We start from the raw sequence: 25,442 nt of genomic DNA on the forward strand, positions 1-25,442 counted from the left end.
ACAAGGCAAATATAAATGAAACTTTTTAAAAAAATACATTCTTTTATAAAATCATTCTGGGAATATTTAGGACAATCTCAAGATAAAAATTTTCGTATGCTACATATAGTTGTAGGTATGGCAGTTATTTTACAGATTATAGATAGTAATTTTATGCATGTTAAGTTTGGGCTTAATGCTTGGGCATACTTACATATATTTTGCGGATTAGCACTATGTGCTTTAAGTGTGCTTTTAGTTATTCTAGCTGTAGATAAGAGGGGGTTACGTTATTATTTTCCCTACTTATATAATGATTATTCAGCTATAAAAGTAGACTTATCAGAGTTACGTAAATTTAAATTACCAAATTCTAGAAGTGGTAGTCTTGCTGCAATAGTGCAAGGTCTTGGCTTACTTGCATTATCTATAGCATGGATTTCAGGTTTCTTTTGGTTTACAGCTTGGAACTGGCAATCACCATACATGCATGATTTAGAAGAAATACATAAGACATTAGTTGATCCTGTTGAAATATATATTTACGCACATACATTTATGGGTATTTTACACTATGTATTACAAAGATATTTTCCACAGTTTATTAGTGATAAATAATACATTAGACATAAATACTTTCTGAAAAAATGAAGATACAGGAGGTAGGTTGCTACTTATAAATATTTTTCATAATCATTTATATATCGCATATGCTAAGCATTACAGCTATTTTATTATACTTTGCCTATAAGTTAAGCTTATATGCAGCTGATTTAAGTTAAGTAGACTAAATATCAAAAAGTTTACACAATGTCTTTATAGATGTTAGGGTGGAATTGCACATTAATAAAAAGGAGGTGCAATTATGAATAAACATCAAGTCCAAGGAAAATGGGAACAATTAAAGGCTAAAATTAAAGAAAAATATGCTGATTTTACAGAAGATGAGCTTTTACAGATAGAGGCTGATTCAGAAAAGCTAGTAGGCTATCTACAAGAAAAATATGGAATGACTAAAGAAAAAGCACGTGAAGAGGCTAGTAAATTTAAAGACTCCCTATAAATATAAGGTGACTTTTACTGTAATAATGCAAGGCTTTGACTTACTTTCATTATCTATAGCTTCACAAAGATATTTTATGAAATTTACTAGTGATATTTAAAAATTATATTTAATGAAAAATACTTTTGAAAAAGTAAAATATTTCCGATATATTACAACAACAAAATACTAAATTTTCATTCTTAATAGGTATAAATTGAAAGAATTAGACAGAGTTGATAATGCAATAATTCAGACAAGAAAATTATTTAATGACTTAAATATTATTAGAGATAGAAATAAGGCATTAAAAATGCAGGAAACAACGATGAGTATTCTAAGTAGCCTTATGGATTTAAAAGATGATTTATCTAGATTTGAAGATAAGTTATCGAAGTTAGAGAAGATAGAAGCTATTCTTTTGAAATAAAAATTTTATCCTAATAAAAACATCCACATAGGCAGAGTTATTATTGATAAAACAGTTGATACAAGATATAAACTAGTAGCTTCATCTGGGATCGCACGCCACTGTAATGCAAATATTGTAGCTATGGTTGCTGTTGGCATAGCTACTAGATAAATTAGTTCTTTAGCAGAATCTCCAGTGATTCCAAAAAGAATTACAATTCCCCAAGCGATAAAGCCACTAATTAAGCTTTTCATTATCACATTAAAAATAAACATCTTACTTAGATGAAGTCTAATTCCATATAGCGCTAAACCAACTGTAAATAGTGACATAAATACACAAGCCTTTGATGCATGATCTATAGAGTCGGTGATTGGTTTTGGTATAGCCGAATATAAATTAAATAAGCTGATAATTGCTCCAAAAACTACAGCTAAAAACATAGGTTTTTTCAGTGATTGTGACAGTGCGTATAATATAATCCCTTTTTTAGACTGATCAGAGCCTGAGTAAAGCTCTAAAAGAAATATAGTTAGAGGTATAAGAGTTAGTGATATTACAAAATTTGCCTTAGCTACAGATATCAGAGATACTGATCCAATTATACTTATAAAAAATGGAATCCCCATACCTCCCATATCTGTGAAGGTATTTATCATAGCTTGCATAACACTGTTTTTCTTAGATTCTTTGAAAATAAAAATACTTGCACTAAAACAGATTACCCAAATAATAGCTATAGAAATTAGAAAAGCAGACATCCAACGAAGGTCAAATATTTGTTGTGGTTTTGCTGTAGCTGTCTGCATAAATAGTAATGCAGGAAATACGTATGTTGTGACAATTTTTGCACAAGTTTGGTGGGCACCTTCACCAACTAATTTTAGGTAGCCAGTTAGCCAACCAACAAATATAATAATAAATATAGGTAATATTGAATCTATAATTTGTACAAGCATTATTTAAAAATAAAAGAGTTAACTTATTAAATATTAAGCTTTTTGAAATAGAATTGCTACGGTTTTTTTGCTACTAAAGGTTCTAGAAAATCATCAATATTACAGTGGCTTTCTATAGGATGACGTAATTTTTTTTCTTTGTTGATTTCATAGTGATTATTCCTTCCAACTTTTGTAACAGTTAAATAGGCTGTCTCGGTTAGGTCACTAAGTATATTTAGGACTGCTCTTTCAGTGATCCCAACCTTGATAGCCATATCTCTAATAGTAATGTTTGGGTTACTATTGATGAGACATAACACATGTGAATGGTTTGTTAAAAAAGTCCAGCTTTGATTTTTTTTTGTAGCCATCGGAAAATTTGTAGTCAGTTATTTATTTATCTTTTTCTATTATACTGGAGTATATGGTAAAGATGAATGGTGAAGTACGATTTGTAGTTCACCTTTTTCATTTGGTTTAAATGCCATTGTATAGTTAGCAACAACTTTCGTACCATCAATTTGAGTTAAATGCTTGTTACCCATAACCATTCCGATGTTATTTTCGATAATATATCCAGCATTTTCAAATTCTAGTTCTGTCCAAGGGCTTATTGCAAAACCATTATCTTCACTGTAATTATCATTACCAGCAACAAAATAAGATACTGCACCTTCTAAGTCACCTCTAAACATTTTTTTAGAAGCTAAAGTAGGTTTAAATAGAACATTACTATTATCATAAGCATATATATCTTTGATAAGATTGTGAGCTAATCGCTTATAGTCTCCTCCTTCTCTATAAGTTTTAGATATTTCTAATAAACCATCTTTCCACTTATTAAGTGCATTATCTATATCTTGTCTAGTCATATTTTTCTCCTCTCTCATTAAATATGAATAATAATATATGTTTTAATTTTCATGTATTTTAATTCCTAATTTTTTATTTGTAAAGTCTTTTTTCAAAAAATATAAATATGGTTATAATTTAGATAGATCACTTTAAAACTAAGATAAATAAATATTCATATGAAAATCATTGATTCACATATTCATTTTTGGGATTTAAAAAATGGCTATAATGACTGGGTTAATAATACAGATCTTCCAGACTTAGTAACGCCAGATAACTTAAATGCAGATGCTTTTGTGCATATAGAGGCTCATAGCGAAAAATTTGATCCACTGTGCGAATATAAATGGCTTAAGTCAGAATTTTTAGATAAAGATATTAAGGTTATAGCATTTATTGATTTCACATCAGATATTCTTGAGTTTGAAAGAAAAGTTATGATTTTGAAAGGATATAGGGATATAGTCGGTGTTCGTCAGATTATGGCAAAGACGGATACATCCAACTATAGTCCATTTACTAAAGATATTCCAAATGATTTAGGGGATAAGTTAAGAATTTTACAACAAAATAATTTAGTATTTGAAGCTCAAATGTATCCAGAACAGTTTCTAACTATTCTAAATAGTATAGATAGTTCTCAAGTAACTATGGTAATAGAGCATTTTGGCTTACCAATATTTAAAAATAGCAAGAGCATGAAAAGCTGGTATAGCCTAATAAAGGAATGTAGGCAAAATAGTAACTGGAATCTAAAGTTATCAGGGTTTGAGTTAAACAATGATTTTTCTCATGTTAACAAAGCATTAAATTTTGTTTTTGAGAATATACATGACAGCCAATTATGTTACGGTTCAAACTATCCAGTTTCAAATCAAAATAATTATAGCTTTTGGCAGAGTTTTTTACATAAATATATTAATAATGATAGGATATCTAAAAACGTTTTTAAAAATGTAGCTCAGAAGATTTATTTTAATGATTAAAACAGCAGGGGTTCAATAATGAAAATAGTAGCAGTAGAAATATTTGATGTATATTGTGATAAAAGACCTGCTTGGTCACCAGTGTTTGTCAAAGTGATTACAGATGAGGGTATCACAGGAGTTGGAGAAGCAGGTCTTGCTTACGATTTAGGCCATTCAGCAGCAGCAAATATGATTAGAGAATTTGCTCAAGAAATGGTAATTGGTACAGATCCTTTTGAGAGTGAAAGGCTGTGGGATAGAATGCTGAGAGAGAGCTTTTGGGGACTTGGTGGCGGTCCTGTTGTATATGCAGCAATGAGTGCTATTGATATAGCTTTATGGGATATTAAAGGAAAAGCTTTAGGAGTACCTGTATACCAACTTCTTGGTGGTAAAACCAATAAAAAACTTAGAACTTATGCAAGCCAGCTTCAATTTGATTGGGATGAGTATGAGCGTAAGACATTATTCAAACCAGAAGATTATGCAAAGGCTACTGAAAAAGCTGTAGCAGAAGGTTATGATGCTGTTAAAGTTGATCCAATGATGTTTGATAATAAGGGCGATACTTTATATAACTGTACGCTACCATTTAGGAGAGACCACCTAAATCTAATCCGTCAGAGAATGCAAGCTATTCGTGATGTGCTTGGTGAGAATGGTGATATTATTTTTGAGTGTCATAGTTTACCAAGCATGACATCAGCACTACAGTTAGGTGAGATAGCAGAAGATTTTAACTGTTTGTATTTTGAAGAGCCTGTTAACTATCTAAATAGTAAATTACATGAACCATTAAAAGATAAGTTACGTGTTCCAATAGCTGCAGGCGAGAGACTATATTTAAGACATGGTGTACGTGAGTATATTGAAAAGCAGACTATAGATATCTTACAACCAGATATTGGATTATGTGGGGGGCTGACAGAGGCTAAAAAGATTTGTGATTATGTTGATATGTATGATGTTAAGATTCAAGCACATGTTTGTGGTGGACCTATTGCTACAGCAGCAAGCTTACATCTAGAAACGGCTATTCCAAATTTTATAATTCATGAGCATCATACTTATGCTTTAAAAGACTTTAATAGAGAGCTTTGTATTCAAGATCCTCAACCTATAAATGGTTATTTTGAAGCTCCTGACGTTCCAGGACTTGGTATTGAGATAAATGAAAAAGCTCTTTCTAAGAAAACAAATAAAGTAATCGTTAAATAATTATCTATAATTTTTAGTTATTCTCTTAAATACTTCAAATTCAATATTACAGCTATTTATTTTTGCAAATTGCTCAGATGTTTTTTGACAAACTTCTCTAGGTATTGGTTTGATTTTTTGACCACTAGATAGAGTTTTTACTTCTAATTCTATAGATTGCTCAAAATAATAATGTTTATAGATAGCTTTTTCTATTGATTCAGCAGTTGTAATTATTCCATGGTTATCAAGAATCATCATGCTATTTTTCTCACCAAGACTATTTGCAATAGCTTTGCCTTCATTATCTAGTGCTAGCCCATCATAATGGTGATATGATATATCATCATAGAATCTTAATGATTGTTGGTTAGTGAACTGCATACCACATTCTAGTGATGATAAGATAACAGCGTATTTACTATGGGTGTGAATTATAGCGTTTATATCATCTCTAGCTTTGTATGTTTCTAAGTGGATATTAGCTGCTTGAGGCATTACTTTGTAACCATTATCTGAGATGATTTCGCCATCTGGTGTAACTGTAACAATATTTTTTTTAGTAACCTTATCAAAAGAAACATTATGTGGAGTTATAATTATATTGCCATTAGGTAGTTTTGCAGATATATGAGTAGCCAGTAAATCATCCCAGCCATAGTGATGAATTACATGATGACAGATAGCTAACTTTTTTCTAAAAACTTTTTCTGTAGTCATATTCTTTTTTGTATTATAGATATTTATACTAATTTTATCATTGAGTCATATATTTAGGCTAGCTTTTTAATCACTACTAATTAGTTAGTATTATTTGCTAGAAATATATTTATTATCTTTTATATAGAATCTCAGAAGTTCCTCTTTTGCCTTTGAAATTCCTATTCGTTGGGTTTCAGTTATATCAAAGCTATCTATTTTATCATTATATCTAAGGTATAAATGTCCATTTGTATCAAGTAAATTAACTCCATTGTCCTTAAGATTAATATTCATCGCTTGAGCTAATTTGGCAGGGCCAGAGCATAGATCTTTAAGCTTGGTTTTTGATCTATTAATTTGCATCTGATCTATGCCTTGTATAGGTTCCAAAGCTCTAATGAGAACAGCTTCACCAACACCAACCTCTGACGTGACAACATTCATGCAATAATGTATCCCATAGGTGAAATATACATATGAAGTTCCAGCTTTTTCAAACATCATAGCATTTCTTTGAGATTTCTTTGAAAATGAGTGAGAGGCTGGATCATTATTTAGATATGCTTCAGTTTCTACTATTTTACCTACTAAATAAGCTCCATTTTGTTCACTAACTAAATAATGTCCTAATAGTTTTTTAGCAACATTTACTGTGTCGAACTTTAATATTTTCTTGATATTATTCATTTGAATTTATGTTTAAGTTTATATCTACCAAAAGCAATTTTAACAAAAAATTACATAGTAGATGTTATATAAGAGAAAACAGTTTTATATCTTTGTCTTATGTTGGCCAATTCAAAACCCTAAATTTATCCAAAAATACTTTGATATAGATTCTGTATTTCGATTTTCGTTATATATAGTACAAATAGATACTTTATAAAGCTATGAAAGTTAGTTATTAGAGTGTAATTTATGCTATATATAAAGTATCATTTATATAAGTTATTTATTATAAAAAATCAAAATGCATAATGAGCCTTTAATACCAATATTCGTATTTGTAATGTTGGGTATTCTAGTTATTACTATTTTTATAAAGAAACTTAAACAGCCGTATGTTGTTGCATACCTTTTAACAGGCATATTTCTAGGACCATATGGATTAAAATTGATTCAAGATCAAGAAAGCCTTGCAAGATTAGGTGAAATAGGAGTAATTCTTTTATTATTTTTTGCAGGTATGGAAGTCTCTCCACGTAAGTTTGCAGAAAATTGGAAAGTTCCCACTGTTGGAACAATGCTACAGATGCTTGTAACTAGTTTGGTAGTTTCGATTGTTGGCTTAACCTTAAATTGGAGTATAGCAAAGATATTACTCTTTGGTGCTGTTGTTAGTCTAAGTAGTACAGCAGTTGTTTTAAAATTATTACACGATAATGGTAGTATGAAGACCCGGTTGGGTCAAAACGTATTAGGCGTCTTACTTATACAAGATCTTGCAGTAGTCCCTATGTTGATTATTATTAGAATAATTGGTGGAGAATCACCAGATATTACACAAATAATTATTCAGATTTTAGGTGGTATCTTTGTTGTATCTATTGCTGCTGTTATGGCTGTAAAGAAAAATATTAAAATTCCTTTTATCTCTGTTTTAGGAAAAGATGAGGAAATGAGAGTCTTTGCTGCTTTAGTGATATGTTTTGGCATGGCAGCTTTAACAGATTCGTTAGAGTTGTCTTCAGCATTAGGCGCTTTTATTGGAGGTATGATAGTTGCTACAGTAGAAGAGACTGAATGGGTAGGCCATAGTTTATCAACAGTTAAAACTATTTTTATGGCATTGTTTTTTATCTCTATTGGAATGTTGATAGATCTTAAATTATTTTGGGATCATATTTTAATGTTTATGTTATTTTTATTATTGATTTTTATACTTAATACTACAATTAATACTCTAATCTTTAAGGCTTTAAGACAGAGATTGGATGAAGCTCTAGTAGGTGGTGCAATGCTATCTCAAATTGGAGAGTTTAGTTTTGTGTTGATTTCTATGGGCTATGTGTCAGGTATCTTAGATATAAGTGTATATCAGTATAGTATTACTTTAATATCATTATCCTTATTATTTAGTCCATTATGGATTAGTGGTATAAACTTCTACACTAGGAATTTTATAAAGAAGAAGCGTGGATAAGCTTTATTTCTTTGAGAAGTTCTTTTATGTATAACTGTTCTATATCTTTTTTATCATTAATGTAACAATAAAAATTAGCTTGAATATTTAGGGTATTTTCTTTATCAATCAGAGTTTTTATTTCAATATCAGGTCTGAAATCATGAATTTCACAGTGTTTTAATTTGCTTTTGTTTATTACAGAGCTTTTAGAGAAATCTTTATTAAAATGGTATTTGTCAATAATGATTTCTTTGATTAAGGTATTTGCTTTTTCGGCTATTTCTAAAATATTCTTATCGGTACTAATTAAAAATGGTATTTTATGCAAGATAACACTATCATCACTAGTAAAAGTAGATATTGGGCTCGTGATAACTAAAGCATTAGGAAGTTTTAGTAGCTTTCCTGTAGTTTTCTTATCACCATGTTCAATTGTTTCATACATTCTAAAATAAAAAAGTTTAATCTCAGTAATATAGCCATGATAGTTTTGAATCTGTATATAATCTCCTTCAGAAAATAAACTACGCCAATTAATAATAATCCAACCGACAAAGTTCATAACAGTTTCTTTATTAACTATTACTAGACCAGCAGCAACTAAACTTAGCATTGTAAGTAGGTGGCCAATTCCACCAATCCATATCTTTATAAGAGCTAAAAAGAATATGATAACACTAATATATATAGTTCTAGATTTTAACTTTTTGATTTGTCTATTAGATTTTGCACGTTTTTTAAGAAGGTAAAAACTAAGGCTTGCTATTATAGCTATTACTATAATATTTGTTATTGTTGTAACTATATTTAAGAGTATTTCATTATATAAAACCATAATCTGGAGCTATAGTGATTTTTATAAATACAATTATATCTCAAAAAAGAGATTATTAAATTTTAATCTATTCTAAGCTGGTAGATTAGATTTAATAATTTTTCTAGTTTAATATAGTTATAGCAATGATTTTTAAAATTAATTTAGGAAGTGATTATGAAAGTTTTAGGTTTTGCAGCATCTAATAGTAAAAATTCAATAAATAATAAGTTAGTAAAATTTGTTTTAGCAAATATTAGTGAAGATATAGAGTTATTGGATATTAAAGATTATGAAATGCCTATCTATTCTATAGATTATGAAACAGAAGTAGGTATTCCACATCAAGCTCAGCAATTTCTTGATAAGTTAGCAGAGTTTGATTTAATATTAATTTCTCATGCTGAGCATAATGGTAACTATAGTGTTTTTTATAAAAATTTGCTTGACTGGTGCTCACGAATATCAACAAATATTTTTCAAGGTAAAAAACTTGTTTTACTCGCAACATCTCCTGGTGGAATGGGTGGTAAAAATGTTTTAGAAATAGCTGAAAAATCAGCACAAATATTTAATGGCGAATTATGTTTTTCGATGCCAATACCTAATTTTTATGATAATTTTGAAAATGATAAATTATCAAATAATGAACTTAAACAGCAACTTTTTAATAATTTAAAAGCTCTTGGGGTTAATCTTTTAAGTATTTAGTTTTAAATAATAGTAATTTCTTATATTCTCTTATGTAGATAAGTAAAATTATAGAATATATAAATAATGAAAATTACAAAGTATAGTTTAGTGGTAGGTTGGAGTATCTGGTCTATTGCGGCAATTTTTTATGGACTAGATTATTTTCAGCATACTGCACCAAGTGTTTTAATCAAACCTATAGCTTCAGATATGGGAGTAGGTATTGAAGATATAGCTTATATAATGAGCATATATTTCCCAATTTATGCTATATCTCAAGTTCCTGCTGGAATTCTTTTAGATAAATATGGTTCAAAGGCAATGCTATCAGTATCATGTTTGATAATGAGTTTGGGAATTCTTTTATTTGTCTATAACCCTAGTCTATATACGATGTTTATTGGTAGAGTTCTTATAGCTATAGGGTCAGCAGTAGCTTTTATTGGTACACTAAAGGTAGCTTCAGATGTATTGCCAGAGAGGTTTTTCCCTATAGCTGTAGGGCTTACAAATACAATAGGTGTTCTTGGTGGGATATTTGGGCAAGTTCTATTAGTATATTTGGTTGAGCTCTATAAATGGCAACTTGCTTTAGCGGCAATAGGGTATTTTGGTATACTATGGAGTCTGGTTATTATAGTCTCTTTAAAATATTCAAGTAATCCTAATTTGGATAGCCCTATCAATAGTAAAACTAAATATTTAAACTTTTCTGAAAGTCTAAAACTTTTACTAAATAAGAAGCTCTGGCTATTAGCAATATATGCAGGTTTGATGGTTGGTATAGTAGTTAATTCATTTTCTGAGTTATATGATGTGTTATTTTTAGAACAAGCATATAGATTACCAAGTCATATAGCGGCACATATTAGTGTGATGTTATTTGTGGGGATAGCTGTAGGAGGTCCATCTCATGGTTTTATAGCAAGCTTATTTGGTGAGAAAAGAGTTTGGATGTTTATTTGTAATATAATTACTATATTAGCTTTTTCTTCAATAATTATTTTCCCTAGACTTATATCTGCTGATTTTCTATATTACATGTTTTTTATTATAGGTTTTTGTGTATCTAGTATGTTACTAGCATTTTCTGTTGTTGAAGAGATATTTCCTACACAAATAAAAGCAACAGCTTTAGCAATAGTTAATATGGTTATAGGCTTATGTGGTGCAGTGTTTCAATATCTTATAAGCTATATCAGTGTATACCTAAATGGAGGCCCATTAGAGACAAATATAAGTATAAAAGTTTTTGATAAGGCTTTTGTATATTTAATTGTGCCTTTATTATTTAGTACTATTATAATCTTTATTCTTGTCTTAGATAAATTTAAGGCACGACAAATTAATTTAGATAAATTTGATGAAATCTAAAAAATTATTTTTCTAAGAATATAACTTCTTTTGTTGAACGACAAAACGTCTCTTTTATAAAGAATATACTAATTAATACACCTAAAGCTGTAAAGACAAGTAACAAACTTAAACTTGATTGATAGCTATTTATTAAAGCATTTTTACCTTGGTTAGAAAATAGATCAAAAACTTCACTAATAATTGGTGAACCTATACCAACAGAGAACATGATTAAGAAGTTATTAACCCCAAGGGCAGCGGCTCTACAATTAGGATTTGATTGCTCAGCTATGATAGCAAAACCAATGCTTTGTCCACTAGCACCAAGACCTAAGCAAACAAAGGCGATATATAATATAGCTTTGTTGATAGGAAAGAAAATTATTGTTACTAATGATATGAAAGTTAAACAAACTGCAAAAATCATTATAGGTTTTCTTCTTCTAATTCTATCTGATATAGCTCCTAGACTAGGACAGCCAATACCATAACCAAGCCAAGCTAAAGTGATCAAATAAGATGCAAATTTAGTGTCAAAATCATTAAGTTTTAAAAAGCTTGTAGTAGCATTTTCAGATAGATATTCTATAGCTAAATAAGTAGTAGCAGAAAATACTGCTATTAACCAAACTTGTTTATTAGAAAAAATGCTTTTAATCTCTGTTAGGACAGATTTAGGACTTTCTAAAAGAATAAATTTATTGTTACTTGGGCCTGTAGAGGACTGATCGTTATTTTTAACAATAAATACAGTCAGCGTTGCTAGTATTACACCTACAATTGCTAACACAATAAATACATAACGCCAGTTTACTCCACCTGCTTGAGATAATGATTGTAAAGGTCCTGCGGCTAACATTGGCCCCATAACCCCAATAAATTGAGAAAGTCCTATAAATAGCCCAATATGTTTATGAGGTAACCAGTCATAGACAGCAATAAGTAAACATAAAAAGCCAAAGGAGGCTCCAAAACCTATCATTACTCTATATATAAGCGCAGCTGCAAAGCTATTACATAGTCCAAACAAGCCAACACCTAGTGCGCAGACAAGTATAGCTAAAGTAAGAGCTTTTTTAAGTCCAAGCTTATCCGTTATGATTCCTACGGGTATTTGCATTATGCCATATGTAAGCTGATATGCTGTAGAACTTAAGATACTAAATGTAAGTATACTAAGATCTAAGTCTGAAATAATTTGATGCTCGAAAGTTCCTAAGATTGTTCTAAGTAAGAACTCATACATAAAAAATACAGCACAAGTAAGCCATATAGCTAATGCTAAAAAAGATAATCTATTATTCATCGCTAAAGTTTTCTTTTGCTATTTCTTCCCAATCTTCTATCTTTGCTTCTGCTTTTTCATCATCTTGGAAGGATGATACTTTAAAAACTTGATCACCTTCTTTAATCATAGGATAGTTGTTGATACCTAAAACTATACCATCGATTGGTGACTTTAGATGGATGCTATCATCATTGCCAAATGGATCGATAAGTTTACCTATTTTTTCACCTTCTTTAACTCGAGTGCCTAATTCTATTTCTGTTCTTAAGATTCCAGGCTTATCAGATACTGTCCACTCAGTATCTTCAGAAACGACTGGTTTGACTTGTTGAGTAAACTCTTCATCTTCTAAGAGTCCTAATTTACGCATAACATTTTGAATTCCTGCAACGCCAACATTAATATCTTCTTCATTAAACCTATTTGCTTCACCAGCTTCATAACAAATAAAAGGGATATGTAAATCCTGATGGATTCTGCGAATACTTGATTGATTCATATTTACAGCTGTAATTACTGGCGCTTGGAATGATCTTGCCATAGTTATTGAATCTTCATCATCACCATTGAAATACACTTGCGGTAAAATTTCACTATTTAAACCACCAGTTTTTATTTGAATAGAGTAGTTAACTTTTTTAATAATTTCTTGGGTTACTCTATAAGCATAACGATGCATATAAGAACCATGTTCATCACCAGGAAATGCCTGTTCTAAAGGAGTAGAGTGTTTAACTGAGTGTACTAGCCCAAATATATTCAATACAGGAATAGCAACTATAGTTCCATGTAATTTCTTTGGATTAGTTTCTTCTAGTATAGAGTTAATTATCTCAACACTATTAAACTCATCACCATTAACCATCCCAAAGACCAATATGCAAGGTCCTTCTTTGACACCATTAAGAACTTTTATAGGAAGATACATTGGCGCACAAGAGTACTGACTAGGAAGAGGCATGGCTAATGTAGCCATTTCACCTGGTTGGAATACTTTATCAAAAATTTTAAATTTCATAAATTACAGATATTTTAAGACTAAATCGCCTTACTTTGACTAATAGCTTTGTAGTATAGCAAAGTATCATTCTTAATTCAAAAGAGGTACGTTGAGCATATATTTATGATCCTAAAACATGTGGTTTTGATAAATATTTTTGAAATTTATTAATTGTATCTTTCAATAGTAAAAAAAAACATTAAAATTAGTAAGAGTATTTGTGTGTAATTTTGAAGGTTTTGATAAGATGTCTGAAGATTTGATGATTTTTAGTGGCAACGCTTCTAAAAAGCTTGCTTGTGAAGTAGCTAAAGAGTTAGGTGCAACATTAGGTAATGCTACTGTTGATAGATTTAAAGATGGTGAAATACAAGTAGTATTAAATGAAAATGTTCGTGGTAAAGATGTCTTTGTTATTCAGTCAACTTGTCCGCCATCGGATAATTTAATGGAGCTAGTACTTCTAATAGATGCGCTTAAAAGATCATCTGCTGAGAGAGTTACTGCAGTATTACCATATTTTGGGTATGCAAGACAAGATAGAAGATCAAAGTCTGCTAGGGTTCCTATATCTGCTAAAGTTGTCGCAAATTTACTTCAAGCTGTAGGCTTAGATAGAATCTTATCTGTTGATATTCATGCTGAACAAATTCAAGGCTTCTTTGATATTCCATTTGATAATGCTTTTGCTACAAAAATATTTTTAGAGCATGTGCGTAATAATCCAACTAAGTATGAAAATATTAAAATAGTATCTCCTGATATGGGAGGTGTTGTTAGAGCCAGATCTGTGGCTAAAAACCTAGGTGTTGAAATAGCAGTTGTTGATAAGAGAAGACCTAAGCCAAATGTTGCTGAAGTGATGAATATTATTGGTGAAGTTGAAGGTAAACACTGTATCCTTGTGGATGATATTATGGATACTGGTGGAACTATGTGTCAAGCCGCACAAGCCTTGATTGAAAAGGGCGGCGCTGCAAAAGTTTCTGCTTTTTGTGTTCATCCTTTGCTTTCTGGAGATGCTATAAAGAATATAGAAAATTCAGCCATTGAAGAGCTAATTGTTACTGATTCTATACCTCTTAAGCCTCATGCAGAAGCTTGCGATAAAATCAAAGTTATATCATTAGCACCATTATTGGCTCAAATTGTAGAAAAAACAAATGGTGAAGAATCTGTAAGTGATATTTTCAGAACTGATGGCTTAGTTGATTAATTACTTGAATTAGTAACTTTAATCTAATACAATAGCACAGTTAATCTAGGGTCGCATAGATTAGCAGGTTTATTTATATAAAGAAATAATTATACATAAAAGGAATCTAACAATGGCAAATTTCGTTTTAAAAGCTGAAAAAAGAAATGATTTAGGTACTGGTGCGAGCCGCCGTCTAAGAAAAGCTGGACAAATCCCAGCTATTATATATGGTGGTGACAAAGAAGCTGTATCTGTAGTTATGGATCATGATAAAGTATTACACTCTACACAAGATAAAGCATTCTTCTCAAGTGAAATAACTATACAGATCGATGGACAAGAAGAAAAAGTTATTATTAAAGCTTTACAAAGACACCCATATAAAGTTAAGTTAGTTCACGCTGACTTTATGAGAGTATAAATTTTTATCTATTTACTTTAATCTTCTTTTTTGAAAAAAATCTTGTGTTAGAATAAGTCTCACTTATCTATTTATAATCTAAAATATGAGTACTTATTCTGTAGTTATTATCCTATTTATTCTTATTTGTACATCGGCTTTCTTTTCAAGTTCAGAAACTGCGATGATGGCCTTAAATAAATACAAATTAAAAAATCTAGCAAAAAAGAATCATAAAGCCGCCAAGAGAAGTTTATCTCTAGTTCGTAACCCTGAGAGATTATTGGTTGCTATTCTTATTGGTAATACCTTTGCTAATATTTTTGCTGGAACAGTTATTTCATCTTACTCGGAAGATCATTTTGGAGATATTGGTCTACTAATCTCGACAATTGCTGTAACAATACTACTATTAGTATTTGGTGAGATAATTCCAAAATCTTTTGCAGCAGTATATCCACAGAGATTAGCATTTCCTTTTTCTCTACCACTTAAGTTGATTATGTTAACTTTATATCCTGTTGTTATCTTTTTAAGTACAGTTTCAAAATTAACCTTAAAGATTTTTGGAGTTAAAATAGAACCAGTTAATAATGAATCTTTAGATAAAGAAGAAATTCATACAGTTGTGCATGAGTCAAATGCTAAACTAGGGGCTAAGAACAAAAATATGCTTCTAGGTGTTTTAGAGCTAGATAAAATACTAGTTCAAGAAGTGATGACTCACTTTAATAAGATAGAGTATATTGATCTGAATAATTCAATAGATAAGATCTTAGCAAGAGTTTCAAAAGTAAAATCATTAAATATAATTCTTTGTGAAAGCGGAGTAAATAATATAATAGGTGTTATTAAACTCAAAGATATAACTAATTTATTAATAGCATCAAAAAGAACAAGTATTACAAAATCTAGCTTACGTAAAATTGCTCAGCAGCCTTACTTCATTCCAGAGACTGTATCTTTACAAACTCAACTAATAAACTTTCAGAAAAAAAGTAAGCGTTTTGCTGTAGTTGTTGACGAGTATGGAGATGTTACAGGTGTGGTAACTATCGAAGATATTATGGAAGAGATAGTTGGTGAATTCTCTGATAGGTTTGATGTAAATAATAATATTCGTAAAGCTAGTGAAAGTAGCTATCTAATAGGTGGTAGTGCAACTCTTAGAGAAATAAATCGTCATATAGGTATTGAGTTTGAGAGTGAAGATGCTAAAACATTATCAGGACTTATTATTGAAGAAATTGAAAATTTACCATCTGGACCATGCTGTATTAAATATGGAAATACTCTTCTCGAAATAACAAATATCGTAGATAAGAAGATAGTTTCTATAAAACTAACTATCCTATAATTAAGTCAGACATATATAGCTAAAACCATATAAAAGTAGTATGTCATTCCATCAGGCTTGACCACGGAATATAGCAAATAGCTTATTGATAAGCTATTTGATCAAGTACTAGTTTTAAACATAGTGGACTATAGCTTATCCATAGAAAAAATAGTAATTTTGTCTTCTGAAATATTATTAGCTAGACATAATAACTATTAGTTTTTTCACAAAATAGTTTTGTGACTATAAAGGACTTGTTGTTTTAATCGTAAGGATCATTAATATTCTGCATAAAAGGACTTGGTTGAGTAAATCCAGTTTCTTCATAATATTGTCCTTGATATGTATAAGGACTAGTTTCCATTTGCTCAACATTTTCATGGAAATAGCGATTAATTAAGTCATTTTTACTATAGTCAGAGTAGTCAGGATTATAATATGTACCACCTAATTGATAATTAGGAGCTGTAAAAGCTGCATTGCAACCAGTGATTGCAATAACTGATAAGCCAATAGTATAAGTATTAATTATCTTCTTTAGCATTATTAGGTAGGATAGTTATTATACATTGAATCTAAAGTTTACTACATCTCCATCTTTCATTATGTAGTCTTTACCTTCTAAACGAGCCTTTCCTGCTTCTTTAGCACCTTTTTCGCCATTAAATTGAATATAGTCATCATAAGAAATAACTTCAGCACGAATAAAGCCTCTTTCAAAGTCGGTATGAATAACACCAGCTGCTTGTGGAGCTGTAGCACCAACAGGTATAGTCCACGCTCTTACTTCTTTAACTCCAGCAGTTAAATAAGTATGCAGATTTAAAAGAGCATAGCCAGCTTTGATAACTCTATCAAGACCAGTTTCAGTAAGCCCCATATCTGCTAAGAACTCTAATTTTTCATCAGGTTCTAATTGCGATATTTCTTGTTCCATCGCGGCACAAACAGGTACAACATTTGAGTTTTCAGCTTTGGCATATTCCTCAACTTTATCAAGAAGAGGATTATTTTCAAACCCATCATCATTAACATTAGCAATATATAATACTGGTTTACTTGTTAATAGGGGAGTTTGTTTTAACCATTTAGTCTCATCTTCATTCATTTCAAAAGTTCTGGCTGGTTTTTCTGATTCTAGATGTTCTTTTAACTTAGTATAGAAGTCAGCTTTAGCTAGAGCTTCTTTGTCGCCAGATTTTTTCATTTTTGCAAATCTTTGAATAGCTTTATCACAAGACTCTATATCTGCTAATATTAATTCCATATTGATAGTATTAATATCATCAATAGGATCAATTTGGCCGTTTACATGAATAATATTGTCATCTTCAAAACATCTTACTACATGAGCAATAGCATCTGTTTCACGAATATTTGCTAAGAACTTATTACCTAGGCCTTCACCTTTACTAGCACCAGCAACAAGTCCCGCAATATCTACAAACTCCATAGTAGTTGGTAATATTTTCTCTGGGTTAACAATTTTAGCAAGCTCATTAAGCCTTTGATCAGGTACTGAAACAATACCAACATTTGGATCGATTGTACAAAAAGGGTAGTTTTCAGCATCAATACCTGCTTCTGTTAAAGCGTTAAAAAGTGTTGATTTACCAACATTTGGTAAACCTACAATACCACATTTAAATCCCATTAGTTTTATTCCTTTATTTTTATATCTTAAAAAACAATGTAAGGATTAATTTACAATTTATCCTTACAGTATTTTAATTACAGTATAGTAAGTTTAAAACTACCAATTGTAATTTCTATTTTGTATGAAGCTTCTGCATAGCAGGCTCAAGTTTGTAGTTTATTATATCATCTAAAACACATATAGCATTATTAATAGACTCATCTATTAGGCTTTTCTGTTGGATAGAAGGGTTCGATAGCACATAATTTGAAACTTTTGATTTGTGTCCAGGATGACCAATACCTATCCTTAAACGTAAGTAATCATTAGTACCTAAATGTTGGTGAATACTTCTAAGGCCATTATGACCACCATGACCACCACCTTTTTTAAGACGAATTTGACCACAGTCTATATCTAGTTCATCATGGGCAACAAGTATTTCCTCAGGTTCAATTTTAAAAAAATTAGCTACTTTACTAACTGCTAGACCACTATTATTCATATATGTTGTTGGGAATACTAATAAAACATTACTGTAAGCAATACTAGCCTTGGCTATATTAGAATTAAGCTTTGAGTTTGAGCTGAAACTTTCATTTTGCTCTTTAGCTATCTCTGTAATAAGCCATTCACCAACATTGTGACGAGTATTTTCATATTCTTTGCCTATATTACCTAGGCCAACGATCATTTTTATTTTAGGCATCTTTTTTATCTATTTTTTTAGTATGAAAATTATCAAAAAGAATTTTAGCTACTTCTTGTATGACTTTATCATTAGGTTTAGCATTTTTAAGAGGTTGTGTATATAGAATTGATATTACTATAGCACGAGAGTCATTAGGCCATACAATAGCTACATCATTTGTTGAACCATAATCACAAGTTCCAGTTTTATCACCAATTTTCCAACCTTTTGGAAGCTCGGCAGCTATACGATTACTTCCTGTGTTATTTTCCTTTAACCACTTTTTAAATAAAATTCGATGTTTTTTATCAAGAACATCATGACTAAAAGCAATTTTATTTAGATCTCTAGCTATTATTTTAGGAGTAGTTTTATTTAGATTATTTTTTAAGTTAACATCATTAATCTTAGGTTCTAAGGCTGTGATTTTTGTAGCATGATCTTTTAATGATAAAATAAAAGCACCTAGTTTCTTTAGGCCACCTAATTTATAGATTAGAAGATTAGTTGCTGTGTTATCACTTAAAATAGAAGCTTTACAAAGTTCTTTAACAGTTATTTCTTTACCTACATATTTTTTAGTGATAGGAGAGTAACCAATTATTTGATTTTTTGAAATTCTAACTTTTTCATCTAATAAATTACTATCAGTCATGCTTTCTTTAAGAATAGCGCCAACCACAAGAAACTTATAAACACTACATATAGGGAAATAAAAAGTCTCACTATGAGTGAAGTTATGCCAATTATTACGATTTATAGTATAAACACCTACTTTACCGCCATGTTGTTTTTCTATCTTATGTATTTCATTAGATATATGGATATTTTGACTAGATGTTGCAAAAGTTAAATTTGTAATTAAAAGAGTAGCTAGTAAACTAAAAATTATTTTATTCATAAATAAACTTAGAATTGGTTTGATGTTAGAAGTAAAAATTCGTTGATTTTCTTGACGTTATCTTTTTGGGCAATTTTTGCATCTGTTAATGGTAATTTATTACCACCAGATATTTTCAAAGCACCTTGAGGAGTTTTGTATAAAATAGTAGGAAATCCTTGAATATACTTAGATAGCTTCATGTTATCTTCAGCCTTATCATTAGCGTTAGTATTATCTTTGTTATAAGTCTTTGTTTCGTGATACTTGATTAGAGCTTGTAATGGATCTTTAGAGTTAAATAAACTTCTAACTATAGCTGGACTATTACGTAATGCCCCTAGAGGAATCCAACGAACAGCTAGCTGACCTGATTTTATAGCAGGTTGAGTAGCCTCAAAAAGGCGATTACAATAGCTACAGCTTGGATCAATTACAGCATAAAATTTATGTGGAGCATCATTACTTCCTTGCTGAATATATGAAGCATATTTTTTTATATTTAAGTATAGTTCATTTGCCTTTGGGTTTGATGTAAAGTAATTTGTATAAATCTGGTTTAAACTAGTTAGTTTATTTTCACTTCTGTCCCAAGCTAAAAGTTGGCCATTGACAATTACACTACCATCCTCACTTGTAAATGTAACAGTACGTTTAGTTGGGTCTTTTTTATCTTGAAGAATATAGGCTTCAAGATGAAGACCAGTGTCAAATGTTTTGATAACTTTATATTGCGGAAATGCTTGTTCAACAATATATAAGCCTTGTTTGTTTCCAGATAATGATTTGTTAAGACTAGTAGTACTAAATATATATAGTATTAACACTACGATAATAGTAACTAAAGTTAAAATTGCGATATCTTTTTTTTGCATCTAAAAGGCTTTTATTGAATATTAATTAGCATGATATGATTATACCATACATAAATATTATCTTTAGTCAGTAGATAGAAAAATGTAGCTAAAATTATAGCTGGACCAAAAGGAATTATATTTGTTCTGCGACCTATAATATTTACAAGGATTGCTATAACTATACCAAATATACAACTAGCAAATATAGTATACAAGAGCATGGGATAACCAAACCAAGCTCCTATTGCAGCTAAAAGTTTAAAGTCACCGTAACCAAACCCTTCTTTGCCTGTGAAGATTTTATATACCCAAAAGACACTCCATAGGGAAAGATACCCAATTATAGCTCCCCAGATAGATACTTCTAAAGTTGTAAATACATCATAATAATTGAGTATGATTCCTATCCACAAAAGACTTAATGTAAAAGAATCTGGCAGTATTTTATGTTTGGCATCTATAAAAAATAGAGGAATAAAGAAAACACTTAAAACAATAAGAGCTAAACTTTGTATATTAAATCCAAAATAATAAAATATACCAACAAAAATAGCTGCTGTAATAAACTCAATTAAAGGGTATTCGAAAGATATTTTTTCATGACAAAAATAACATTTTCCTCTCAAAAGAAGCCAGCCTAAAATTGGAATATTATGACGATATTTTAGTTTATTATTACATTTTGGGCATTTTGATGGAGTTAATAAACTAAAGTTTTTAGATGGCTCTTGTGGTAAATCTAATATTTCTCGAGCAATAGCTTTCTCTTCAGAGAAAAGTTTATTAGGGACTCTATAAATTACTACATTTAAAAAGCTACCAATAGCAGCACCAAAGAGAAAAATAAAAAGAAATACTATATAAATATCGTAGTGCATGAGCTTTATTTATTATCTTTTTTAGCTTTAGCTACTACACCATTTTTTGGTCTTAGCTTATTAACTCCATCAATAGCTGCAATACGATAAGCCTCAGCCATAGTAGGGTAGTTAAAAGTCGTATTTAAGAAGTATTTAATAGTATTATGTTTACCTGGCATAGATTTGATAGCTTGCCCAATGTGGATAATTTCAGATACCCTATGGCCAAAAGTATGAATACCAAGAATTTCAAAAGTTTCCTTATGGAATAATATTTTTAGCATACCTGTTACACTAGATGATATTTGTGCGCGTGCTAAATCTTTAAAATATGCGCGGCCAACCTCATAAGGTACATTCTCTTCTGTTAATTGTTCTTCTGTTTTACCAATACAACTAATTTCAGGGCGAGTATAAATTCCTGTTGGAATATCTTCAACAAGTTTATCATTACATGAACCATCTATAATGTGTGTCGCAGCAAATCTACCTTGGTTGAATGCAGAAGATGCTAAAGATGGAAATCCAATTACATCACCAACAGCATAGATATTTTCTTGTGTTGTTTGGTAGTTATCATTTACTTGAACAAGTCCTCTTTGAGGGTTGTACTCAACACCAATTTTATCTAAGTTTAGCCCTTCAGTATTTCCAGCACGGCCTAAAGCAAATAAAACATAATCAGACTCTATAATCCTTCCAGAGTTAAGGGTAGTTATAACCTTATCTCCTTTGGCTTTGATGCTTTTATATGTTTCATTATGGATTAGGTGTATTTTTTGGTTTACAGTAAAGTGATTAGTAAGAGTTTCGATAATTTCATTATCAAGGAATGACATTAACTTATCGCGAGTATTTATAAGATTTACTTGAATGTTAAGCGTTCCTAAGATAGATGCATATTCGCAACCAATTACTCCAGCACCATAGATTGTGATAGATCTGATTTGCTTGTCTTTTAGCTCTAAAAGTTTATCACTATCTAGAATCCTAGGGTGTGTAAAGTCTATATCATTTGGCTGATATGGGCGAGATCCAGTAGATAAAATAAATTTCTTAGCAGTAATTACTTCAGTTGAGCCATTTTTACGTGAAATTTTTATCTTATGCTTATCAAGGAAACTTGCAAAACCATAAAATACATCTATCTCATTTTCAGCATAGCGATTTTTTTTGATTTCTCTTTGTTTTAGGACAATTTCAAAAGATGTATCAAGCATCTCTGGAAAGTCATAGTGCTTATTGTTATGCCAAATTTCACGTGAAAGCTGTCTTAAAGCTTTACTTGGAATTGTACCCCAGTTATTACAACCACCACCAATGGCATCATCTTCAATAATTGCTACTTTCTGACCGTTTCTTGTCGCTTTCATAGCAGCACCTTCACCGCCAGGGCCACTACCTATAATAATAATATCGTAATTGTATTCCATGGTTTAACTCCGCACCAAGTTTGCATCTAAGATTTATAAACAAAATAATAACATAGTATAAGCTTATATTAAGTATAATTTGATTAAATTATTTATATTTTATAAGCATTTCGGCAATTTTTTTAGTAGGTGATACTATTTGATCAACCCCTATGTTATTAGCTATACTGATACTCTCGTTCTTATCTAGTTTAATAGATATTTTTGGCTGAGAATCTTTGTGAAGCTCTTTTAAAACTTCTTTTATTGCCAATAAAGTCAAAATATTATCAGAATCTTTTTCATTAAGAATAAAGACACTCTTTGCTGTAGCTATACTTGCTTTTTTAAGGGCATCATAATCATATGATTCAGCATCTATGAAGTGTTTTTTTTGCTCAACATCTATATTTACAAATTTTTGTAGATAATTTTTTTCAATAACTACAAGGTTGTCAATATCAGACTCTAAATAGTCTTTTATTAAACATTTAGTAATTTCTGTATAACCACAAATTACGATATGATCTTTCATGAAAGAAACTCCATCTTTTTGTTTAAATTTATCAGTAATTTTACCAATAATGCTACCTGCTGATACTGTTATAATTGTTGCAAATAAACCAATACCCATAATCATAATAGATACTGTGAAAAGCTTTGCTTCTTCGGTTAGTGGATGTATATCACCATATCCAACAGTGCTAAATGTAACTATAGTAAAATAGATAGCATCTGAAATAGTTTTTATTCCGTCAAACTGATCTTTTAAATAATACAGTCCAATAACACTATAACCAATGGCTAATAAAAATGTAACAGCTAAAACAAACTGATAAAAAGTAAGTTTTTTTGAATTTTTTCTATCAAAAGTTTTTCTAAAAATTATTAATAATATTATTTCTATAATATGAGTAAAGAAAGCAATATTATATGAGATATGTCTATCTTGAATATAATCCCCAATTATAGATAAGCAAATAAAGATAACTGCTAAAAACCAAAAAGATCTTTTTCTAAGATAAATACCTCGAGCAATTATTATCATAAAATAACCAAGTATAAGAGGTAGAAATACTCCCAGGCCAGTATTGTACTTCATACCAATATCATATAAGTCTGAAGGTATATTTGTATCTAGGTTAATAGAGAAGATTCTATTAATAATTGGTATAGCAACAGCAAGTATAGTAATAAAACCATTTAATGTTAGAGTTATAGAAATAAAAAGAGGTATATATTTTGAATACTTTTCTCTAAAAGTCATTAATAACGGTATTTAACTGATATATCTTGATAAGATTATAGAATATAGTTTGTATAAAATATAGCCAATATATTCTAGATATTTAATTTCTAGGATTAGTTGATTTATATGTAATTCAACTAGGTTTGCTATGATAATTCATTTTTTTATTAAGGATAATGCTTTAAAATTACTTATTGTAGTACTATGCCTCATTAAGTTTTTATAATAAAAATAAGATCTAAAACTTATAATTATAAAAGTTCATTTTATACTAAGTAAAAAATCTCAAAAAAATAAGAGCAAAATACTATGAAAAAAATAATTGTAATAGGGGCGGGTTTTGTAGGCATTAATTTTCTCAGTAAAATTGCTAAACAAAATAAGCAAAAATATCAGATAGAACTTTTTGATAAAAATAACCATCATGTTTTTCAACCAATGTTGTATCAGGCTGCTACTGCTTTTATACCTCTTAATAATGTTGTAGTCCCAATTAGAAAGTTAATATCACAAAATAATATTAAGTTTAATATGGAAGAGGTTGTAGAAATTCTTCCTAATCAGCAGCTAGTTAAAACATCACAAAATTCATATTCTTATGATTATTTAATAGTTGCTACAGGTGTGCAATATGATTATCTTGGTAATAATAGTTGGCAGAAATATACTCTATCTTTAAAAACAGCGTATGATGCACAAAAAATAAAATCTCACATTTTACAACAATTTGAGTTAGCTGAAACGGCGAATAGTATTGAAGAACGAAATCACTACTTAAGTTTTATAGTAGTAGGAGCTGGTGCAACAGGAGTTGAAATTACAGGAGCCATTCTAGATCTTTTACACACTGACTTTTTTAAAACTTATCATAATTTCTCTATTGATGATATTTCAATTCATTTGATTGAAGGTGGTGAATCTATACTTTCTGCATTTTCTAAAAAGCTTTCAGATCATGGCTATAATTCACTAAAGAAAAGAAAAGTAAATATACATCTAAATGAACTAGTAACAGATATTTCAGAAGGAGTTGTTCATACTGAAAAAAATAGTTATAGAGGGGCAACCATCATTTGGAGTACTGTACTAAAAGGTCAAGCTATAGGCGAATGGATGGGTAGGCAAACGAAGAAAGGAAAAGTAGAGGTTTTGGGAGATTTAACTCACCCAGACTATAATAATATATACTTTGCTGGAGATATTTCGTATGTAAAAAATAGCCCTTTACCAGGACTGGCATCAGTAGCTAAGCAGCAGGGTAAATTTATTTGCAAACATATAACTCAAAGGGAAAGTAATAAAAAAACAAAAGATTTTAAATACAAAGATTTAGGTACTATGGCTATTATCAAAAAACATGAGGCTATAGCAGAGATTTTTGGAATGAAGTTTAAAGGTAAGCTTGGTTGGTTTATTTGGGGCGGGGTACATATAACATTTTTAATAAGTATAAGAAATAAATTTGTGGTGAGCTTTAACTGGTTAAGTTATTACATTTTTAAAAGAATAGGTTCAATAGAATTTATAAGAAAGAAGAAGCATAAATAA

28 protein-coding genes are annotated in these 25,442 nt (G+C 30.2%); 12 read left to right on the forward strand and 16 right to left on the reverse strand.

Annotated features, from left to right (window positions below; all coding sequences use genetic code 11):
* Positions 1-15 precede the first annotated feature (15 nt).
* From F7310_RS04255 to F7310_RS04265, 3 genes are all read left to right on the forward strand, one after another.
* Complete coding sequence (locus F7310_RS04255) at positions 16-597, forward strand: cytochrome b/b6 domain-containing protein (protein ID WP_072712029.1); 582 nt, start codon at positions 16-18, stop codon at positions 595-597.
* 247 nt (positions 598-844) lie between these two features.
* Complete coding sequence (locus F7310_RS04260; protein ID WP_072712030.1) at positions 845-1,042, forward strand: CsbD family protein; 198 nt, start codon at positions 845-847, stop codon at positions 1,040-1,042.
* Between the two features lie 196 nt (positions 1,043-1,238).
* On the forward strand, positions 1,239-1,451 hold the full coding sequence (locus tag F7310_RS04265) for a hypothetical protein (RefSeq protein WP_072712032.1): 213 nt from the start codon (positions 1,239-1,241) through the stop codon (positions 1,449-1,451).
* A 5-nt stretch (positions 1,452-1,456) separates the two neighbouring features.
* On the opposite strand, the gene F7310_RS04270 is transcribed toward F7310_RS04265, so the two are convergent.
* From F7310_RS04270 to F7310_RS04280, 3 genes are read right to left on the reverse strand one after another with little or no spacing between them, the layout of a single operon-like run.
* Positions 1,457-2,392, reverse strand: a complete 936-nt coding sequence (locus tag F7310_RS04270; protein WP_072712033.1) for an AEC family transporter — start codon at positions 2,390-2,392, stop codon at positions 1,457-1,459.
* Between the two features lie 56 nt (positions 2,393-2,448).
* The gene (locus tag F7310_RS04275; RefSeq protein WP_072712035.1) at positions 2,449-2,745 is read right to left on the reverse strand and encodes a helix-turn-helix transcriptional regulator; all 297 of its coding nucleotides are present in this window, start codon (positions 2,743-2,745) and stop codon (positions 2,449-2,451) included.
* A 39-nt stretch (positions 2,746-2,784) separates the two neighbouring features.
* The gene (locus F7310_RS04280; RefSeq protein WP_072712036.1) at positions 2,785-3,246 is read right to left on the reverse strand and encodes a phosphoribosyl-AMP cyclohydrolase; all 462 of its coding nucleotides are present in this window, start codon (positions 3,244-3,246) and stop codon (positions 2,785-2,787) included.
* A gap of 159 nt (positions 3,247-3,405) precedes the next feature.
* Between F7310_RS04280 and F7310_RS04285 the strand changes: the two genes are divergently transcribed.
* Together F7310_RS04285 and F7310_RS04290 are read left to right on the forward strand one after the other, a co-directional pair.
* Positions 3,406-4,215: an amidohydrolase family protein gene (locus F7310_RS04285; protein ID WP_072712038.1), complete on the forward strand. Its 810-nt coding sequence runs from the start codon at positions 3,406-3,408 to the stop codon at positions 4,213-4,215.
* Positions 4,216-4,233: 18 nt separating this feature from the next.
* On the forward strand, positions 4,234-5,415 hold the full coding sequence (locus F7310_RS04290) for a mandelate racemase/muconate lactonizing enzyme family protein (RefSeq protein WP_072712039.1): 1,182 nt from the start codon (positions 4,234-4,236) through the stop codon (positions 5,413-5,415).
* Here the strand turns inward: F7310_RS04290 and F7310_RS04295 are convergent, their stop codons facing one another.
* Together F7310_RS04295 and F7310_RS04300 are read right to left on the reverse strand one after the other, a co-directional pair.
* Complete coding sequence (locus F7310_RS04295) at positions 5,416-6,114, reverse strand: class II aldolase/adducin family protein (protein ID WP_072712041.1); 699 nt, start codon at positions 6,112-6,114, stop codon at positions 5,416-5,418.
* Between the two features lie 90 nt (positions 6,115-6,204).
* On the reverse strand, positions 6,205-6,783 hold the full coding sequence (locus tag F7310_RS04300) for a DNA-3-methyladenine glycosylase (protein WP_072712042.1): 579 nt from the start codon (positions 6,781-6,783) through the stop codon (positions 6,205-6,207).
* A gap of 283 nt (positions 6,784-7,066) precedes the next feature.
* Between F7310_RS04300 and F7310_RS04305 the strand changes: the two genes are divergently transcribed.
* On the forward strand, positions 7,067-8,239 hold the full coding sequence (locus F7310_RS04305; RefSeq protein ID WP_072712044.1) for a cation:proton antiporter: 1,173 nt from the start codon (positions 7,067-7,069) through the stop codon (positions 8,237-8,239).
* Here F7310_RS04305 and F7310_RS04310 read toward each other — a convergent pair.
* Entirely contained in the window at positions 8,217-9,056 is an 840-nt protein-coding gene (locus F7310_RS04310; protein WP_072712046.1) for a mechanosensitive ion channel domain-containing protein, read from the reverse strand. The two genes, F7310_RS04305 and F7310_RS04310, sit on opposite strands and share 23 nt — an antisense overlap.
* A 156-nt stretch (positions 9,057-9,212) precedes the next feature.
* Here F7310_RS04310 and F7310_RS04315 point away from each other — a divergent pair, with 156 nt between their 5' ends.
* Entirely contained in the window at positions 9,213-9,746 is a 534-nt protein-coding gene (locus F7310_RS04315; RefSeq protein ID WP_072712047.1) for an NADPH-dependent FMN reductase, read from the forward strand.
* A 66-nt stretch (positions 9,747-9,812) separates the two neighbouring features.
* Positions 9,813-11,102: an MFS transporter gene (locus tag F7310_RS04320; RefSeq protein ID WP_072712049.1), complete on the forward strand. Its 1,290-nt coding sequence runs from the start codon at positions 9,813-9,815 to the stop codon at positions 11,100-11,102.
* A gap of 4 nt (positions 11,103-11,106) precedes the next feature.
* On the opposite strand, the gene F7310_RS04325 is transcribed toward F7310_RS04320, so the two are convergent.
* Together F7310_RS04325 and F7310_RS04330 are read right to left on the reverse strand one after the other, a co-directional pair.
* Entirely contained in the window at positions 11,107-12,390 is a 1,284-nt protein-coding gene (locus F7310_RS04325) for an MFS transporter (RefSeq protein WP_072712051.1), read from the reverse strand.
* Positions 12,383-13,390 carry a succinylglutamate desuccinylase/aspartoacylase family protein gene (locus F7310_RS04330; RefSeq protein ID WP_072712052.1) on the reverse strand — a complete coding sequence of 336 codons (1,008 nt, stop codon included), beginning with the start codon at positions 13,388-13,390 and terminating at the stop codon, positions 12,383-12,385. Before F7310_RS04330 ends, F7310_RS04325 begins: the two co-directional genes overlap by 8 nt.
* A gap of 229 nt (positions 13,391-13,619) precedes the next feature.
* Here F7310_RS04330 and F7310_RS04335 point away from each other — a divergent pair, with 229 nt between their 5' ends.
* The 3 genes from F7310_RS04335 (at position 13,620) to F7310_RS04345 (ending at position 16,327) form a co-directional block, all read left to right on the forward strand.
* Positions 13,620-14,588, forward strand: coding sequence for a ribose-phosphate pyrophosphokinase (locus F7310_RS04335; RefSeq protein WP_072713531.1), 969 nt, complete (start codon positions 13,620-13,622; stop codon positions 14,586-14,588).
* Positions 14,589-14,700: 112 nt separating this feature from the next.
* Positions 14,701-14,991, forward strand: a complete 291-nt coding sequence (gene rplY, locus F7310_RS04340; protein ID WP_072712054.1) for a 50S ribosomal protein L25 — start codon at positions 14,701-14,703, stop codon at positions 14,989-14,991.
* An 85-nt stretch (positions 14,992-15,076) separates the two neighbouring features.
* A complete protein-coding gene (locus F7310_RS04345) occupies positions 15,077-16,327 on the forward strand; it encodes an HlyC/CorC family transporter (RefSeq protein WP_072712055.1) in 1,251 nt (416 codons plus the stop codon).
* Between the two features lie 244 nt (positions 16,328-16,571).
* On the opposite strand, the gene F7310_RS04350 is transcribed toward F7310_RS04345, so the two are convergent.
* The 8 genes from F7310_RS04350 to F7310_RS04385 all read right to left on the reverse strand — a co-directional run bounded on the left by F7310_RS04350 (position 16,572) and on the right by F7310_RS04385 (position 23,912).
* Positions 16,572-16,853, reverse strand: a complete 282-nt coding sequence (locus F7310_RS04350) for a hypothetical protein (protein ID WP_072712056.1) — start codon at positions 16,851-16,853, stop codon at positions 16,572-16,574.
* An 18-nt stretch (positions 16,854-16,871) separates the two neighbouring features.
* Positions 16,872-17,963, reverse strand: coding sequence for a redox-regulated ATPase YchF (gene ychF, locus F7310_RS04355; RefSeq protein WP_072712058.1), 1,092 nt, complete (start codon positions 17,961-17,963; stop codon positions 16,872-16,874).
* 115 nt (positions 17,964-18,078) lie between these two features.
* The gene (gene pth / locus F7310_RS04360; RefSeq protein ID WP_072712060.1) at positions 18,079-18,654 is read right to left on the reverse strand and encodes an aminoacyl-tRNA hydrolase; all 576 of its coding nucleotides are present in this window, start codon (positions 18,652-18,654) and stop codon (positions 18,079-18,081) included.
* Positions 18,647-19,537, reverse strand: coding sequence for a class A beta-lactamase (gene bla, locus F7310_RS04365; RefSeq protein WP_072712061.1), 891 nt, complete (start codon positions 19,535-19,537; stop codon positions 18,647-18,649). Before bla ends, pth begins: the two co-directional genes overlap by 8 nt.
* A gap of 8 nt (positions 19,538-19,545) precedes the next feature.
* Positions 19,546-20,391, reverse strand: coding sequence for a DsbC family protein (locus tag F7310_RS04370; RefSeq protein ID WP_072712063.1), 846 nt, complete (start codon positions 20,389-20,391; stop codon positions 19,546-19,548).
* Positions 20,392-20,402: 11 nt separating this feature from the next.
* Positions 20,403-21,251 carry a prepilin peptidase gene (locus tag F7310_RS04375; RefSeq protein WP_072712065.1) on the reverse strand — a complete coding sequence of 283 codons (849 nt, stop codon included), beginning with the start codon at positions 21,249-21,251 and terminating at the stop codon, positions 20,403-20,405.
* 5 nt (positions 21,252-21,256) lie between these two features.
* Positions 21,257-22,666 carry a Si-specific NAD(P)(+) transhydrogenase gene (gene sthA / locus F7310_RS04380; RefSeq protein ID WP_072712067.1) on the reverse strand — a complete coding sequence of 470 codons (1,410 nt, stop codon included), beginning with the start codon at positions 22,664-22,666 and terminating at the stop codon, positions 21,257-21,259.
* Between the two features lie 88 nt (positions 22,667-22,754).
* Positions 22,755-23,912: an ion channel gene (locus tag F7310_RS04385; RefSeq protein WP_072712068.1), complete on the reverse strand. Its 1,158-nt coding sequence runs from the start codon at positions 23,910-23,912 to the stop codon at positions 22,755-22,757.
* Positions 23,913-24,203: 291 nt separating this feature from the next.
* Between F7310_RS04385 and F7310_RS04390 the strand changes: the two genes are divergently transcribed.
* On the forward strand, positions 24,204-25,442 hold the full coding sequence (locus F7310_RS04390) for an NAD(P)/FAD-dependent oxidoreductase (RefSeq protein ID WP_072712070.1): 1,239 nt from the start codon (positions 24,204-24,206) through the stop codon (positions 25,440-25,442).

This window comes from Francisella uliginis (assembly GCF_001895265.1).
GTDB classification, from domain to species: Bacteria; Pseudomonadota; Gammaproteobacteria; order Francisellales; family Francisellaceae; genus Francisella; species Francisella uliginis.

Bases quoted from the DNA above. Each gene is read 5' to 3' on its own strand.
- F7310_RS04255 (WP_072712029.1), top strand. From the start codon at position 16: ATGAAACTTTTTAAAAAAATACATTCTTTTATAAAATCATTCTGGGAA.
- F7310_RS04260 (WP_072712030.1), top strand. From the start codon at position 845: ATGAATAAACATCAAGTCCAAGGAAAATGGGAACAATTAAAGGCTAAA.
- F7310_RS04270 (WP_072712033.1), bottom strand. From the start codon at position 2,392: ATGCTTGTACAAATTATAGATTCAATATTACCTATATTTATTATTATA.
- F7310_RS04275 (WP_072712035.1), bottom strand. From the start codon at position 2,745: ATGGCTACAAAAAAAAATCAAAGCTGGACTTTTTTAACAAACCATTCA.
- F7310_RS04280 (WP_072712036.1), bottom strand. From the start codon at position 3,246: ATGACTAGACAAGATATAGATAATGCACTTAATAAGTGGAAAGATGGT.
- F7310_RS04285 (WP_072712038.1), top strand. From the start codon at position 3,406: ATGAAAATCATTGATTCACATATTCATTTTTGGGATTTAAAAAATGGC.
- F7310_RS04290 (WP_072712039.1), top strand. From the start codon at position 4,234: ATGAAAATAGTAGCAGTAGAAATATTTGATGTATATTGTGATAAAAGA.
- F7310_RS04295 (WP_072712041.1), bottom strand. From the start codon at position 6,114: ATGACTACAGAAAAAGTTTTTAGAAAAAAGTTAGCTATCTGTCATCAT.
- F7310_RS04300 (WP_072712042.1), bottom strand. From the start codon at position 6,783: ATGAATAATATCAAGAAAATATTAAAGTTCGACACAGTAAATGTTGCT.
- F7310_RS04305 (WP_072712044.1), top strand. From the start codon at position 7,067: ATGCATAATGAGCCTTTAATACCAATATTCGTATTTGTAATGTTGGGT.
- F7310_RS04310 (WP_072712046.1), bottom strand. From the start codon at position 9,056: ATGGTTTTATATAATGAAATACTCTTAAATATAGTTACAACAATAACA.
- F7310_RS04315 (WP_072712047.1), top strand. From the start codon at position 9,213: ATGAAAGTTTTAGGTTTTGCAGCATCTAATAGTAAAAATTCAATAAAT.
- F7310_RS04320 (WP_072712049.1), top strand. From the start codon at position 9,813: ATGAAAATTACAAAGTATAGTTTAGTGGTAGGTTGGAGTATCTGGTCT.
- F7310_RS04325 (WP_072712051.1), bottom strand. From the start codon at position 12,390: ATGAATAATAGATTATCTTTTTTAGCATTAGCTATATGGCTTACTTGT.
- F7310_RS04330 (WP_072712052.1), bottom strand. From the start codon at position 13,390: ATGAAATTTAAAATTTTTGATAAAGTATTCCAACCAGGTGAAATGGCT.
- F7310_RS04335 (WP_072713531.1), top strand. From the start codon at position 13,620: ATGTCTGAAGATTTGATGATTTTTAGTGGCAACGCTTCTAAAAAGCTT.
- rplY (WP_072712054.1), top strand. From the start codon at position 14,701: ATGGCAAATTTCGTTTTAAAAGCTGAAAAAAGAAATGATTTAGGTACT.
- F7310_RS04345 (WP_072712055.1), top strand. From the start codon at position 15,077: ATGAGTACTTATTCTGTAGTTATTATCCTATTTATTCTTATTTGTACA.
- F7310_RS04350 (WP_072712056.1), bottom strand. From the start codon at position 16,853: ATGCTAAAGAAGATAATTAATACTTATACTATTGGCTTATCAGTTATT.
- ychF (WP_072712058.1), bottom strand. From the start codon at position 17,963: ATGGGATTTAAATGTGGTATTGTAGGTTTACCAAATGTTGGTAAATCA.
- pth (WP_072712060.1), bottom strand. From the start codon at position 18,654: ATGCCTAAAATAAAAATGATCGTTGGCCTAGGTAATATAGGCAAAGAA.
- bla (WP_072712061.1), bottom strand. From the start codon at position 19,537: ATGAATAAAATAATTTTTAGTTTACTAGCTACTCTTTTAATTACAAAT.
- F7310_RS04370 (WP_072712063.1), bottom strand. From the start codon at position 20,391: ATGCAAAAAAAAGATATCGCAATTTTAACTTTAGTTACTATTATCGTA.
- F7310_RS04375 (WP_072712065.1), bottom strand. From the start codon at position 21,251: ATGCACTACGATATTTATATAGTATTTCTTTTTATTTTTCTCTTTGGT.
- sthA (WP_072712067.1), bottom strand. From the start codon at position 22,666: ATGGAATACAATTACGATATTATTATTATAGGTAGTGGCCCTGGCGGT.
- F7310_RS04385 (WP_072712068.1), bottom strand. From the start codon at position 23,912: ATGACTTTTAGAGAAAAGTATTCAAAATATATACCTCTTTTTATTTCT.
- F7310_RS04390 (WP_072712070.1), top strand. From the start codon at position 24,204: ATGAAAAAAATAATTGTAATAGGGGCGGGTTTTGTAGGCATTAATTTT.